Here is a 15,546-nt window from a genome sequence, read left to right as displayed (position 1 = left end):
GGTCACTCTCCAAGCTTCTCGGCGAGCACGGCGGCGACGCGTGCGACGGGTTCCGGCTGCGTCATGGCGCCGTGCGTGCAGGTGATGCGGTGCTCCTCGATGCGGCCGTCGACGTACGGATGCCAGGCCGCCCCGTAGGGCCAGCCGGCGGGCTTGTCGAGGGTGGCGCCGAAGAAGACGGCGTCGCCCCGGTAGCGACCGGGTATGTGCTCGGCCATCACCTTGCGGTGCTGTTCGAAGACGTCGGGCAGGACACCGGCGGCCTCGCCGAGCAGCGCGGTGAGGTCGGCCTGGCCCCGTCCGTCGGCCGGGTCGTAGCCGAGCGAGGCGAGCAGCTCGGCGAGGGTGTCGACCGGGTCGTCGGAGGACGGGTTGCCACCCCCGGCGGCGTACCGGGTGGGGTCGGCCGGGAGGCCGTCGAGGAGGGCGAGCAGGGCGACCTCCTGGCCCGCCTCTTGGAGGGCGACGGCCATGGCCTGGGCGACCACCCCGCCGAAGGACCAGCCGAGCAGGTGGTACGGCCCCTCCGGCTGGACCGCACGGATCTGCCGCACGTAGTCCTCGGCGATCTCGGTGACGGAGGACGGGGAGCCCCCGCGCAGACCGCGTGCCTGAAGGCCATGGACCGGGCGGTCCGGGTCGAGGTGGCGCAGCAGCCCGGAGTACACCCAGCTGATGCCCGCGGCGGGGTGGACGCAGAACAGCGGGGCCTTGGTGCCGCCGGCCCGCAGCGGGAGGAGCACGTCGAGGGCGCTGTGGGTGTCGGTGGCTGCCGCGTCGGTCCGGGCGAGGTGCCTGGTCAGGGCGGCCACCGTGGGGGCTTCGAAGAGCGCCCGCATGCCGAGGTCGGCGCCGAGTGCGGTGCGGATCCGGCCGAGCAGCTTCATCGCGAGGAGGGAGTGGCCGCCGAGGTCGAAGAAGCCGTCGTCGATGGACACCGGGCCAGGCAGCCCGAGGACCTCGGCGAAGAGGCCGCAGAGCAGCTCCTCCTGTGGTGTCCGGGGAGCGCGGCCGCTGGGTGAGGAGAGGAGCTCGGGGGCGGGGAGCGCGCTCCGGTCGACCTTGCCGCTTGCCGTCAGGGGGAGCACGTCGATCGGGACGATGGCGGCCGGAAGCATGTAGCCGGGCAGCGACTCGGCGGCGAAGGCGCGCAGTTCGGCCTGGTCGAGCGGGCCGTCCATCACGACGTGGGCGACCAGCCGAGGCCCTGCGGTGCCGTTCTCGTGGGCCGTCACCGTGGCGGCGAGGACCCGGGGGTGAAGGGAGAGCACGGCCTCGATCTCGCCGGGTTCGATCCGGAAGCCGCGGATCTTGACCTGGTGGTCGGTGCGGCCCAGGTAGTCGAGGCCGCCGTCCCGGGTGCGGCGGACCAGGTCGCCGGTGCGGTACATCCGCTCCCCCGGCGCGAACGGGTCGGCGACGAAGCGCTCGGCCGTCAGCGCCGGGCGGCCGAGGTAGCCGCGGGCCAGGCCTGCGCCGGACAGGTACAGCTCCCCGGGGACCCCGGCGGGGACCAGGTTCAGATGCTCGTCCAGCACGTAGGCCCGGGTACCGAGGACGGTGCGGCCGATGGCCGGGCGCTCGGTGGCCGCGAAGGGTTGGGTGAGCGCGTCGACGGTGGACTCGGTGGGACCGTAGAGGTTGTGCCCGGTGGTGGCGGGTGCTTCCCGCAGGCGGGTCCACAGGGACTGGCCGACCGCCTCGCCGCCGAGGAGCACCAGGCGCGGGGCGCCCGACACCGTGGGGACGTCCAGCAAGCCCTCGTCGACGAGCTGTTCGGCGTAGGAGGGAGTGACCTCCAGGACGTCGATCGCCTCCGCACGGACGTGCCGGACGAGCGCGGCGGCGTCGCGCCGGACCTCGTCGCCGATCAGGTGCAGCTCATGGCCGGCGATCAGCCAGAGCAGGCCGTCCCAGGAGGCGTCGAAGCAGAGCGAGGCGGTGAGCGCGACGCGCCGTCGGCCGGACTGGCGCTCGGCCGCGCCGATCGGGCCCGTCGCGGAACGGTGTGAGGCGAGCAGTGCGGCGATCGAACCGTGGTTCACGACCACGCCCTTGGGGCGCCCGGTGGATCCGGAAGTGTAGATCACGTAGGCGGCGTCGGAGGCGGCGGCGCGGGACTGCGGATTGCCGGTGGCGGGACGGGCGGCAGGTGGGACGGCGCGGTTCGCCTCGCCGTGACGGTTCAACCCGCCGTGACGGTTCAACACGCCGTGACGGTTCAACTCGCCGTGACGGTTCAACTCGCCGCGTAGGACGGTGTCCGTCTCCTCGGGCTGGTTCGTCTCGTCCGCAGGGGCAGTCGTCACGAGGGGCAGGCCAGCGAGCAGTTCGGGCAGTGGCCACCCCTCACCGGTCACGACCAGTGCGGGAGCGGCATCGGCCAGCATGGCGGCGGTCCGGTCGGCCGGGTACTCGGCGTCCAACGGGAGCGAGGCGGCACCGGCCTTGAGCACGGCGAGCAGGGCGATCACGGTCTCCGCGGAGCGCGGCAGCGCCAGGGCGACCACCGACTCCGGGCCGGCACCCGCGTCCGTCAGGCGGTGGGCGAGGTGGTTGGCTCGGGCGTTCAGCTCGACCCAGCTGAGCCGTGTGCTCCCGGCGACCAGGGCCGTCCCGTGCGGGGTCCGCGCAGCCTGGGCCTCGAACGCGGCGGACAGGAGCGGAACGTCCACGGGCAGGTCGTCGCCACCGTCGAGGAGTTCCGTACGCTCGTCGGCGGAGAGCAGGTCGATCCTGCCGATCGGCCGATCGGGACCGGCGGCGACCGCCGTCAGCAGGCGGCCCAGCCGGACCGCCATGGACTCGACGGTCTCCCGGTCGAACAGGTCGGTGGCGAAGTCGATCGCGCACTCCAGACCGGCGGGCGCACCGTCGGCCCCGAAGGACTCGCCCATGGCGATGGAGAGGTCGAACTTGGCCGCGTAGCCGCCGACCGGTTCGACGGTGGCCGACAGGCCGGCCAGGTCGAGCGTGGCCTCACCGGGCTCGTCCGGAGTGCCGGACCGGCCCCCGCCCTGGAGCAGCAGCATCACCTGGAAGAGTGGGTGGCGGGCCAGCGAACGGGCCGGGTTGAGCTCCTCGACCAGCCGCTCGAACGGCACGTCCTGGTGTGCGTGGGCGTCGAGTTGGGTCTCCCGTACCCGGCTCAGGAGCTCCGCGAAGGTCGGGTCGCCTGAGGTGTCGGTGCGCAGCACCAGGGTGTTGACGAAGAAGCCGACCAGATCGTCCAGCGCCTCGTCCGAGCGTCCGGCGACCACCGAACCGATCGGCACGTCGGTACCTGCACCGAGCCGGGTGAGCAGAGCCGCCAGCCCTGCCTGAAGCGTCATGAACATCGTGACCCGGTGCTCGCGCGACAGCTCGACCAGCGCACGGTGCAGCCCGGCACCGAGCGGGAGGACGACCCGGTCGCCGCGGTGACCGCTGTCCGCCCGGCGCGGGCGGTCCACCGGAAGCGACAGCTCCTCGGGGAGCCCCACCAGGGCTTCCTTCCAGTAGGTGAGCTGGCGGGAGACCAGGCTCTGCTGGTCGTCCTCGTCGCCGAGCAGCTCGCGCTGCCAGAGCGCGTAGTCCGCGTACTGGACGGGCAGCGGCCGCCACTCGGGTGCCGAGCCGTCGCGCCGGGCGGCGTAGGCCGCGGCCAGGTCACGCAGCAGCGGGTCCATGGACAATCCGTCGCCGGCGATGTGGTGCAGGACGAGGACGAGCAGGTTCTCGTCGGCGGCGAGCGGGAACAGGTGGGCGCGGATGGGGAGTTCGGTGGCGAGGTCGAAGGCGATCGCGGTGCACTCGGTCAGGGCGGCCGCCGGTTCGGCGGGCGGGGTGGTGTGGCGGTCGAAGGGGACCCTGGCATCGGCGGGTGGGACGATCCGCTGCCGGGCCTCGCCGTCGTGCTCGGTGATCAGTGTGCGCAGGATCTCGTGCCGGGCGGCCAGGTCACCGAGGGCGAGTTCGAGGGCGCCCGGATCGAGCGGCCCGGTCACACGCAGCGCGAGCGGGAGGTTGTACAGCGCGCTCGGCCCCTCCATCCCGTCGATCAGCCAGAGCCGCTGCTGGGCGAAGGAGAGCGGAAGCCGTTCCGGGCGCTCACCGGCCGTCAGCGCGAGCCGGGCCCCGGCACCGTCCAGCCGCTGCACCAGGCCCGCGACCGTCGGTGCCTCGAAGACATCCCGCACCCCGATCTCGGCCGCGAACACCGTGCGGACCCGGCTCACCAGCTGCATGACGAGGAGCGAGTGGCCACCCAGGGCGAAGAAGTCGTCGTCGACCGAGACCGGTCCCGTCACCCCGAGCACCTCGGCGAAGAGGCCGCAGAGCAGTTCCTCCTGCGCCGTACGGGCCGCCCGGCCGCCGGCGAAGAGCTGGAAGTCGGGGGCGGGGAGGGCGCGCCGATCGACCTTGCCGCTGCCGGTCAGCGGCAGCGCCTCAAGGGTGACCACCGCTGCCGGGACCATGTAGGCGGGCAGCGTCTCCGCCACGAACCTCCTCACCTCAAGGGCGAGTTCGGGGCTCGGCGCGGCGACCGTGCAGTGGGCGACCAGGCGGCGATCGCCGTCCGCGGTCGTGTGCGGGGTGACCACGGCCTGGCGTACAGCCGGGTGAAGGGAGAGCACGGCCTCGATCTCGCCGGGTTCGATCCGGAAGCCGCGGATCTTGACCTGGTGGTCGGTGCGGCCCAGGTAGTCGAGGCCGCCGTCCCGGGTGCGGCGGACCAGGTCGCCGGTGCGGTACATCCGCTCCCCCGGCATGAACGGGTCGGCGACGAAGCGCTCGGCCGTCAGCGCCGGGCGGCCGAGGTAGCCGCGGGCCAGGCCTGCGCCGGACAGGTACAGCTCCCCGGGGACCCCGGCGGGGACCAGGTTCAGATGCTCGTCCAGCACGTAGGCCCGGGTACCGAGGACGGTGTGTCCCATGGTGGGGCGCTCAGAGCCGGCATAAGACTGGAGCAGGGTGTCGACGGTGCACTCGGTGGGACCGTAGAGGTTGTGGCCGGTGGTGGCCGGGGCCTCGCGCAGGCGGGTCCACAGGGACTGGCCGATCGGTTCACCGCCGAGCAGCACCACGCGTGGCGCGGGTGCGTCCAGCAGTCCCTCGGCGATGAGGCGTTCGGCGTAGGTGGGGGTGAACTGGAGGGCGTCGATGCCGGCTGTCCGGATGTGTCGGACCAGGGCGGCGGGGTCGCGGCGGAGGTCCTCATCGATGAGGTGCAGCTCGTGGCCCGCGACCATCCACAGCAGGCTGTTCCAGGAGGCGTCGAAGCAGAGCGAAGCGGTCAGCGCGGCACGCAGCCGGCCGTGTGTTCGCTCCGGCTCACCGAAGGTCTCCGCCTGATGGGCGGCCAGCAGTGCGGCGATCGAACCGTGGCTCACCACCACGCCCTTGGGGCGCCCGGTGGATCCGGAAGTGTAGATCACGTAGGCGGCGTTCGAAGGGGTGACGCTGACGAGCGGGGCGTCGGCGGGCTGCTCGGCCCAGGCCTGCTCGCCGGCGTCCAGGACGGCGAGACCCTCCAGCGCCTCGGGCAGCGGCCAGCCGGCGCTGGTGAGCACGGCCGCCGGGCGGGCGTCGGCCAGCATGTGGGCGGTGCGCTCCAGCGGGTACTCGGCGTCCAGCGGCAGGAACGCCGCACCGGCCTTGAGCACCGCGAGCTGGGAGACCACCGTCTCCACCGAGCGGGGCAGGGCGAGCGCGACCACGTCCTCCGGGCCGATACCGGCGGCCACCAGACCATGGGCGAGCCGGTTGGCGCGGGCGTCAAGACCGGCATAGTCCAGCCGGGTCTCCCCGAACACCAGGGCCGTGTCATCCGGGGTCGCGGCCACCTGGGCCGCGAAAGCCACCGGGACCAGCGGCAGTTCGGCTGGCAGCGGCCGGTGGCCTCCGAGGAGTCCGGCGCTCTCGCCCTCGGCCAGCAGGTCGGCGCGGCCGATCCGCTGACCGGGCCGGTCCGTCATCTCCATGAGCAGCCGGCCGAAGCGCGCGGATATGGACTCGACGGTCTCCCGGTCGAACAGGTCGGTGGCGAAGTCGATCGCGCAGTCCAGTCCGGCGGGCGCTCCGTCCGGTCCGAAGAACTCCTCCAGCGTCACGTTGAGGTCGAACTTGGCAACCCCCGTATCCGCCGGCAGCGCCTCGGCACGCAGGCCGGACAGCTCCAGCTCGCCCCCGGCGTTGGACTGGAGGACCATCGCCACCTGGAAGAGCGGGTGGCGGGCCAGCGAACGGGCCGGGTTGAGCTCCTCGACCAGCCGCTCGAACGGCACGTCCTGGTGTGCGTGGGCGTCGAGTTGGGTCTCCCGTACCCGGCTCAGGAGCTCCGCGAAGGTCGGGTCGCCTGAGGTGTCGGTGCGCAGCACCAGGGTGTTGACGAAGAAGCCGACCAGATCGTCCAGCGCCTCGTCCGAGCGTCCGGCGACCACCGAACCGATCGGCACGTCGGTACCTGCACCGAGCCGGGTGAGCAGAGCCGCCAGCCCTGCCTGAAGCGTCATGAACATCGTGACCCGGTGCTCGCGCGACAGCTCGACCAGCGCACGGTGCAGCCCGGCACCGATCGGCAGGACGACCCGGTCGCCGCGCCGGTCGGCGCGGGCGCCGCGCGGCCGGTCCACCGGGAGCGTGAGCTCCTCGGGAAGGTCAGCCAAAGTAGTGCGCCAGTAGGCGAGCTGGCGGGAGACCAGGCTCTGCTGGTCGTCCTCGTCGCCGAGCAGCTCGCGCTGCCAGAGCGCGTAGTCCGCGTACTGGACGGGCAGCGGCCGCCACTCGGGTGCCGAGCCGTCGCGCCGGGCGGCGTAGGCCGCGGCCAGGTCACGCAGCAGCGGACCCATCGACCAGCCGTCTCCGACGATGTGGTGCAGCGCGACGACCAACACGTGCTCCTCGGGTGCGACCCGGAGGAGAGTGACCCGGACGGGCGGTTCGGCGGCCAGGTCGAAGGAGCGGCGCGCGGCCCGGTCGACCTCGGCGTCCACCGACTCCGGAGCGCATTCCAGCAGTTCGACCGGGAGAGCGGCGTCGGCAGGGGCGAGCACCAGCTGGTGGGGCTCGCCGTCGTGCTCGGCGATGACGGTCCGCAGGATCTCGTGCCGGGCGGCCAGGTCGCCCAGGGCGAGTCCGAGGGCGGCCAGTTCGAGCGGCCCGGTCACACGCAGCGCGAGCGGCATGTTGTACAGCGCGCTCGGCCCCTCCATCCCGTCGATCAGCCACAGCCGCTGCTGGGCGAAGGAGAGCGGAAGCCGTTCCGGGCGCTCACCGGCCGTCAGCGCGAGCCGGGCCCCGGCACCGTCCAGCCGCTGCACCAGGCCCGCGACCGTCGGTGCCTCGAAGACATCCCGCACCCCGATCTCGGCCGCGAACACCGTGCGGATGCGGCTGAGCAGTCTGGTGGCGAGGAGCGAGTGGCCGCCCAGGGCGAAGAAGTCGTCGTCGACCGAGACCGGTCCCGTCACCCCGAGCACTTCCCCGAACAGGCCGCAGAGGATCTCCTCGCGCGCCGTACGGGCCGCCCGGCCGCCGGTGGTCGCCGCGAAGTCGGGGGCGGGCAGCGCGGACCGGTCGAGCTTGCCGTTGACGTTGAGCGGCAGTGCTTCGAGCGTCGCGAAGGCCGCCGGGACCATGTAGTCCGGCAGAGTGGCGGCCGCGTGGGCGCGCAGCACGGTCGCGTCGAGCGGGGTGTGCGCCACGACGTAGGCGACCAGCCGGGTGCCGGCGGCGCCGTCCGCGCCGTCCGCGCCGCCGTTGTATGGCAGCACCGCAGCCTGAACGACGTCGGGGTGGGCGGTCAGGACGGTCTCGATCTCGCCGGGTTCGATCCGGAAGCCGCGGATCTTGACCTGGTGGTCGGTGCGGCCCAGGTACTCGAGTCGGCCGTCCGGGCGGCGCCGGGCGAGGTCGCCGGTGCGGTACATCCGCTCCCCCGGCATGAACGGGTCGGCGACGAAACGCTCGGCCGTCAGCGCCGGGCGGCCGAGGTAGCCGCGGGCCAGGCCGACGCCGCTCAGGTACAGCTCACCGGGGACCCCGGGCGGGACCGGCCGCAGGCCGGGGTCCAGGACGTGCGCGCGGAGGTTGGGCAGCGGGCGGCCTATGAGCGGGCGCGGGTCGCCGGAGAGGCGGTGGTGAAGCGCGTCGACGGTGCACTCGGTGGGGCCGTACATGTTCAGCACGACGGTGTCGTCGGCGGCGGTGAGGGTGGTCCACAGGGCCTGGCCGAGAGCCTCGCCGCCGACCATCAGGAGGGCCGGCGGGCAGCGGTCGAGCAGACCCTCCTCGACCAGCCTCTCGGCTTGGCCGGGTGTGACGTCGAGTACGTCGGTTCCGGTGTGCTCGGCATAGCGGACGATCGCGGTGGCATCGCGGCGCAGGTCGTCGTCGAGCAGGTGGAGTTCGTGGCCCGCGACCATCCACAGCAGGGCCTCGAGGGCCGTGTCGAAGGAGAGCGAGGCAGTCTGGGCGAATCTGAACCTCCGCCCCGGATGGGCCTGCCGGGCGGCGGCGATGGATTCGTCGCGGTGGAAGGCGAACAGGTTGGCGAGGCCGCCGTGGCTCACCACCACGCCCTTGGGGCGGCCGGTGGAGCCGGAGGTGTAGATCACGTAGGCGGCGTTCGAAGGGGTGACGCTGACGAGCGGGGCGTCGGCGGGCTGCTCGGCCCAGGCCTGCTCGCCGGCGTCCAGGACGGCGAGACCCTCCAGCGCCTCGGGCAGCGGCCAGCCGGCGCTGGTGAGCACGGCCGCCGGGCGGGCGTCGGCCAGCATGTGGGCGGTGCGCTCCAGCGGGTACTCGGCGTCCAGCGGCAGGAACGCCGCACCGGCCTTGAGCACCGCGAGCACGGCGACCAGCGACTCGGCGGAACGCGGCAGGGCGAGCGCGACCACGTCCTCCCGGCCGATACCGGCGGCCACCAGACCATGGGCGAGCCGGTTGGCGCGGGCGTCAAGACCGGCATAGTCCAGCCGGGTCTCCCCGAACACCAGGGCCGTGTCATCCGGGGTCAAGGCCACCTGGGCCGCGAAAGCCACCGGTACGAGGACGTCCGTACCGGGCCGGGCGGTGTCGTGCCACTCGGCCAGCCCGGCCTGGCCGGCCCCGCCCAGTACGTCCAGTTCGGCGACCGGGCGGTGCGGGTCGTCGGCGGCCTGGGCGAGCAGACGCAGCAGGGCGTCGGCGAGGCGTTCGGCGGTGGCCCGGTCGAACAGGTCGGTGGCGAACTCCAGGCCCCCCTCAAGACCGGCCGGGGTGGCGTCCGGGTGGTGGCGCTCGGCGAGGTTGAGGGTGAGGTCGAAAGCCGTGGTGGGCAGGCCGAGCGGCTCGTAGACGGTGCGGGTGCCGGGGAATTCGGGGCCGCCGCCCGCGGTGTTGTCGAAGGCGATCATCACCTGGAAAAGCGGGTGCCGGGCCAGCGTGCGGGCCGGGTTGAGCTCCTCGACCAGCCGCTCGAACGGAACGTCCTGGTGCGCGTAGGCCGCCAGGTCGGTCGCCCGGACCCGGGCCAGCAGCTCGGCGAAGGTGGGCCGGCCGGTGAGATCGGTGCGCAGCACCAGGGTGCTGGCGAAGAAGCCGACCAGCTCGTCCAGGGCCGGGTCGAGACGTCCGGCGAGCGGGGTGCCGATCGGCAAATCGTCGCCGGCGCCGAAGCGGTGCAGCAGGGCGGCGTAGGCGGCCTGGAGCACCATGAAGAGGGTGACTCCGTGCCCGGCGGCCAGCTCGGCGAGTCGCGCGTGCAGGTCCGCGTCCAGCGCCAGCGGGACGACGTCGCCCCGGTGGCTCGCGACGGCCGGGCGGGGACGGTCCAGCGGGAGCGGCAGCTCGTCCGGCAGCCCTGCCAGCGCCTGCCTCCAGTGGTCGAGTTGGCGGGAGAGCTGTGACCGCGGGTCGGTTTCCGCACCGAGCAGCCGGTGCTGCCAGAGGGTGTAGTCGGCGTACTGGACCGGCAGTGCCTCCCATGCGGGTGTCGAGCCGTCGCGGTGGGCCGCGTAGGCATCGGCGAGGTCGCGGAAGAGCGGCCGCAGCGACCAGCCGTCGCTGGCGATGTGGTGCATCACCAGGAGCAGCACGTGCTCGTCGGGCGACTCGGGGCGGAGATACGCGTGCAGCGGTACGTCCACGGCCAGGTCGAAGGTGTGGCCGACCAGCTCCTGCACCGGGCGGTCGGTGACGGTGAGCAACGGGGCGGGGGGCGCGGGCAGTATCCGCTGGTACGGGACGCCGTCGTGCTCGCCGAACACCGTACGCAACGTCTCGTGGCGGGCGACGACGTCGCCGAGCGCGCGTTCCAGGGCGCCCGCGTCCAGCGGTCCGGTGAGCCGGAGGGCGAGCGTGACGTTGTAGGTGGCGGCGGGGCCCTCGGCCTGGCCGAGGAACCACAGCCGGCGCTGAGCGAAGGAGACCGGCAGGCGTTCGGGCCGGGTATCGGGGCGGAGGGCGGGCCGGCCAGGCTCCGTGGCGAGCCGGGCGGCGAGGGCGGCGACGGTCGGGGCCTGGAATAGGTCACCGATGGCGAGTTCGGCGCCGAGTTCGGTGCGCGCCCGGCCGACCAGGCGGGTGGCCAGCAGGGAGTGGCCGCCGAGTTCGAAGAAGTCGTCGTCGATGGTGATGTCGTCGATGCCGAGGATCTCGCCGAAGAGCGCGCACAGGGTGCGCTCGCGCTCGTCGCGCGGGCCACGGCCGTCGGTGTCCGTGCCCAGCTCGGGGGCGGGCAGCGCGCGCCGGTCGACCTTGCCGTTGGCGTTGAGCGGCAGGGCGGGCAGTACGACCACGGCCGACGGGACCATATAGCCGGGGAGGGTTTCGGCGGCGAACTGCCTTATTTCGGCGCCGAGTTCGGCACTCCCGTCGAGGTCGGAGCCGAGCACCGAGCAGTAGCCGACCAGCCGGGTGTCGCCGGGGCGGTCCTCGCGGGGGATCACGATGACCTGGCGGACGGCCGGGTGGCGGGAGAGCACGGCCTCTATCTCGCCCGGCTCGATCCGGAAGCCGCGCAGCTTGACCTGGCCGTCGACCCGGCCGAGGAACTCGATCGCGCCGTCGGCCCGGCGGCGGACCAGGTCGCCGGTGCGGTACATCCGCTCCCCCGGCGTGAACGGGTCGGCGACGAAACGCTCGGCCGTCAGCGCCGGCCGGCGCCAGTAGCCGCGGGCCAGGCCTGCGCCCGCCACGTACAGCTCGCCGGGTACGCCGGGCGGGACGGGCTCCAGCCGGGCGTCGAGGACGTGGGCGCGCATGTTGTCGAGCGGGGCCCCGACAGGCGGTCGGGGGCCTGCCAGGTCGGCGGGGACGAGGGGGTGGTGGGTGGCGAAGGTGGTGGCCTCGGTCGGCCCGTAGACGTGGGCGAGCAGCAGGTCGGGGCAGTGGTCGAGGACGCGCTGCATCAGGGTGCCGGAGGCGGCCTCGCCGCCTGTGCAGACGGTCCGCAGGGCACGGAAGGTCTCCGGGGCCTGCTCGGCGACCAGGTCGAAGAGGGCCTTGGTGAGGAAGACCGCGGTGACGCCGTGCCGGGTGGTGACGGCGTGCAGGGAGGCGGCGTCCAGGCTGCCGGGCGGGGCGACGACCACGGTGCCGCCGGACAGCAGCGGTGTCCACAGCTCGTAGGTGGCGGCATCGAAGGCGTGCGGGGAGTGGAGCAGGATCCGCCGGTGCCGGCCGTCCTGCCAGCGGCGGTCGGCGGCGAGGTCGACCACGTCGCGGTGGCGGACCGCCACGCCCTTGGGGATGCCGGTGGAGCCGGAGGTGAACATCACGTAGGCGAGCCGGTCAGGGTGGACCGGGATGCCGGGATCGTGCGCCGGGGCAGCCGCCTCGTCGCCGGGACGGACCACGACGGCGGTGTGCGGGAATCCCGGGTCGGTGCGGTCGGTGAGCAGGACCGGGGCGGCGGTGTCGGCGAGCAGCGCGGCCATCCGCTCCGGTGGCAGACTCGCGTGCATCGGGACGTAGCAGCCACCGGCTTTGAGCACGGCCAGGGTGGCGACGATCAGGTCGACCGAGCGCTCCATCAGCAGGGCGACCGGGGACTCCGGGCCGACACCGCAGGCGATCAGGTGGTTCGCCAGCCGGTTGGCGCGGGTGCTGAGCTCGGCGTATCCGACGGTGCCGCCGTCGTGGGCGAGGGCGACCGCGTCCGGGGTGCGACCGGCCTGGGCCTCGAACAGCTCCGGCAGCGAGCCGGACGGGACGGGCGCGGCGGTGGCGTTCCACTCGTCCGACAGTCGGCCGCGCTCCTCGGGGGCGAGGATGTCGAGGGTGCCGATCGGTGCCTCGGGGCTGTCGGCCGCGGCGGCCAGCAGCCGGCCCAGGCGCTCGAACAGGGTGGTGACGGTGGCGCGGTCGTAGAGGTCGGCCGCGTATTCGACAGAGCCGGTGAGGCCGGCGGGGGCGCCGTCGGGAGTGTGCCGCTCGGTGATGCCGATGTTGAGGTCGAACTTGGCGACCCGCAGGCCGAGCGGTTCGGGCGCCGGCTCCAGTCCCGGGAGGCCGAGTTCACCCTCCTCGTGGTTCTGCAGTACGAGCAGGGTCTGGAACAGGGGGTGGCGGCTGAGGGAGCGGACCGGGTTGACCTCCTCGACCAGGCGCTCGAAGGGCACGTCCTGGTGGGCGAAGGCATCGAGCTGGGCCTCCCGGACCCGGCCGATGAGCTCGGTGAAGGATGGGTCTCCTGAGGTGTCGGTGCGCAGCACCAGGGTGTTGACGAAGAAGCCGACCAGGTCGTTCAGCGCCTCGTCGGAACGGCCGGCCACGCCGGTGCCGAGCGGGATGTCGGTGCCGGCGCCGAGCCGGGTGAACAGCGCGGCGAGTCCGGCCTGGAGGACGGAGAACAGGGTGGCGCGGTGTCCGCGGGCCAGATCGGCCAGCGCGGCGTGCAGTTCGGGGCCGTAGCCGAACGACACGGCGTCGGCGGTCCCGGTCGGGACGGGTGGACGGGGGCGGTCCACCGGCAGCTCCAGCTCCTCCGGAAGACCGGACAGCACTCCTCTCCAGTAGTCCAGTTGGCGGCTCATCAGGCTGTCGGGGTCGGTCTCGTCGCCGAGCAGCTCGCGCTGCCAGAGCGCGTAGTCCGCGTACTGCACCGGCAGCGGCTCCCATTGGGGGGCGGAACCGTCGAGGCGGGCGGCGTAGGCGGCGGCGAGGTCGCGCAGCAGCGGGCCGAGCGACCAGCCGTCGCCCGCGATGTGATGGAGCACGACGAGCAGCACGTGCTCGGTGGACGGATCACCGGAGGGCGAGGTGGGCGGTGTGGGCGAGGTGGACGGTGTGGACAAGGTGGGGTTGAGCGAGAAGACCGTGACCCGGATGGGCGGTTCGGCACTCAGATCGAAGGTGCGGGCGGCGGCCCGGTCCCGTAGGGCGGGGTATTCGTCCGGTGCGCAGTCCACCGTCTCGAAGGCGATCTCCGCCTCCGCCGACGGCAGGATCCGCTGCACCGGGACTCCCCCGGCCACCGGGAACACCGTGCGCAGGGCCTCGTGCCGGGCGACCACGTCCGCCGTGGCGGCGCGCAGCGCGGCGGTGTCGAGCACACCGCGCAGGCGAACCGCGAACGGCAGGTTGTAGAGCGCGGTCGGCCCTTCGATCTGGTCGACAAGCCAGAGACGCTGTTGTGCGTACGAAACCGGGATCACGGTGCTTCCTCTGCTCACGTCACGGCGTGGATGGTGTTGGGGGTGGCTAGACGGCGACCGCGGTGGTGGGGCGCACCGTGGGCCGGCAGTCCAGGAGCTCTACGGGGCGGCCCATCGCGACGGCGATCCTCCGGCCGCCGCGGAACGGGTCGCGGCCGTGTGCGCAGAGCACGTTGTCGACCAGCATCACGTCCCCGACCTGCCAGGGCTCGCGGACTGTGGCGGCGTCGTAAGCTGCGTTGAGGGCGTCCACGTCCTCCCTGGACAGCGGATCGCCGTCGCCGAAGCCGGTGTTGAACGGCAGGCCCTCCGGGCCGAACTCGTCGACCATCGCCTCACGGATGTCCGGGTCCAGCGACCACTCGTTCCAGAAGGCCAGGTGGTTGAACCAGACCTCCTCCCCCGTTCCCGGATGGTGGACGGTGGCCGAACGCAGCTGGCTGGTACGCAGGTTGCCGTCCGGCTGCCACTCCCACGCGATGCCGTTCTCCTGGCAGTACCGCTCGACGTCGGCACGCTCCTCGGTGCCGAAGGCGGTGCGCCAGCCGAGCGAGACGTAGTCCGAGTAGTTGCGGGTGAGCGTCCAGCCGGAGGACCGGCCCCGCTCCGCAAGGTGGTCGGGGAGTCCGGCGAGGACCTTGCGGACATCGGCGGTCGGGGTGGCACCCCCCGTCTCGGGGGCGGTCAGGCAGGCGAAGAGCAACCGGCCGGGGAAGGTCAGCGTGTAGCTGTTCTCGTTGTGCATCCGGATCGACTGGTCGGGCGGCAGGTCGGTGGACGAGAAGACGCCGTTGCCGAAGTCGCTGCGCGGAGTGGCCTTCTCCCGGTACGGGGTGGGCTCGGGGATCAGCACGTCGCGGACGGCGGCGACATCCGCGCTCTGCGCCACCGGCAGTCCGCGCAGGAAGATCGTGCCGTGCTCGTGCAGGGCGGCGGTCAGCGCGGCCTCGTTCGCCCGCAGCCACTCGCAGGCCTCCGCGAGGCCGGCGGTGGCGGGGACGTGGGCGAGGGCCGGGCGGCCGGGGTTCACCTCCCAGGTCAGCATGGCGGCGCTCACCGCTGGTCGAGGGTGGCGAGCAGGCTCGCCGGGCGGATGTCGGTCCAGTTGGCCTCGATCCAGTCGAGGCACTCCTGGCGGGTGGCCTCGCCGTGGACGGTGGTCCAGCCGGCCGGCACGTCGATCCAGACCGGCCAGAGCGAGTGCTGGTTCTCGTCGTTGACCAGGACCAGGTAGCCGGAGTTGTCGTCCTCGAACGGGTTGCTCATGGTGGTCTCCGTAGGTGAGAGATGCTCTGGGGTGCGATTCGAAGGTAGGGGCGCCGTCCCGGCGTGAGCGGCACAAGCTGCGGCAGGTGAGCGGCAGTTAAGGCCCTGCCGGGGTGGCAGCCGGGCGCCACCTGGCGCTCCGGCCGGGAGGATTCACCGGGCAGGGCGGTCATGCGCGCGGAAGCGGCCCCGAGGTGGCGGGGCGGCAGAGGTCGGCACTCCGAGGTGGGGACTCGCGCGGCACGGGCTCGGAGCCGCCTCCGCCCGCACCGCCGGCTCCAACGCCGTCAGCGCCCTGTCCGGTTCCCCGGCCAGGGCGCTGACGCCGAGCCTCCTCCACTTTCACGTCCAGGACGTCCGTGCCGGCGTCGGCGAAGCGGGGGGTCGTCCGAGATGGCCTGTGCCGTGTGGGAGAACTCCCGCTCGGCCGCCCGCTGACGAATGCGGCTGACCCGGTGGGCTGTCCCCTGTATCCACGGGGCGGTACGGGAGAGGCTGAGAACACGATGCGGTGACGGGTCACGGCGTGTACTTCCGCGTGCCCTCGGGGCCACATCGGCTTGCGCGACGGACGCGGCGGCAGTCGCGACGGCACGGGACTGCCACCTGTGACACGACCTCCCCAGCGGTGCGCGGAGCGGTCGGCCAAGCGGTCCGTCCA

3 protein-coding genes are annotated in these 15,546 nt (G+C 73.2%); all 3 read right to left on the bottom strand.

The features are described from left to right. Positions 1-2: 2 nt before the first annotated feature. From ABZ532_RS09295 to ABZ532_RS09285, 3 genes are read right to left on the bottom strand one after another with little or no spacing between them, the layout of a single operon-like run. Entirely contained in the window at positions 3-13,619 is a 13,617-nt protein-coding gene (locus tag ABZ532_RS09295; protein ID WP_361280660.1) for an amino acid adenylation domain-containing protein, read from the bottom strand. 46 nt (positions 13,620-13,665) lie between these two features. Then, positions 13,666-14,664 carry a TauD/TfdA family dioxygenase gene (locus tag ABZ532_RS09290; protein ID WP_361280799.1) on the bottom strand — a complete coding sequence of 333 codons (999 nt, stop codon included), beginning with the start codon at positions 14,662-14,664 and terminating at the stop codon, positions 13,666-13,668. 8 nt (positions 14,665-14,672) lie between these two features. Beyond that, the gene (locus ABZ532_RS09285) at positions 14,673-14,885 is read right to left on the bottom strand and encodes an MbtH family protein (protein WP_361280659.1); all 213 of its coding nucleotides are present in this window, start codon (positions 14,883-14,885) and stop codon (positions 14,673-14,675) included. Positions 14,886-15,546: the final 661 nt, after the last annotated feature.

It is taken from the genome of Streptomyces sp. NPDC019396 (genome assembly GCF_040632375.1).
Taxonomy (GTDB): Bacteria; Actinomycetota; Actinomycetes; order Streptomycetales; family Streptomycetaceae; genus Streptomyces.
This window is presented reverse-complemented; position numbering and strand designations above follow the sequence as displayed.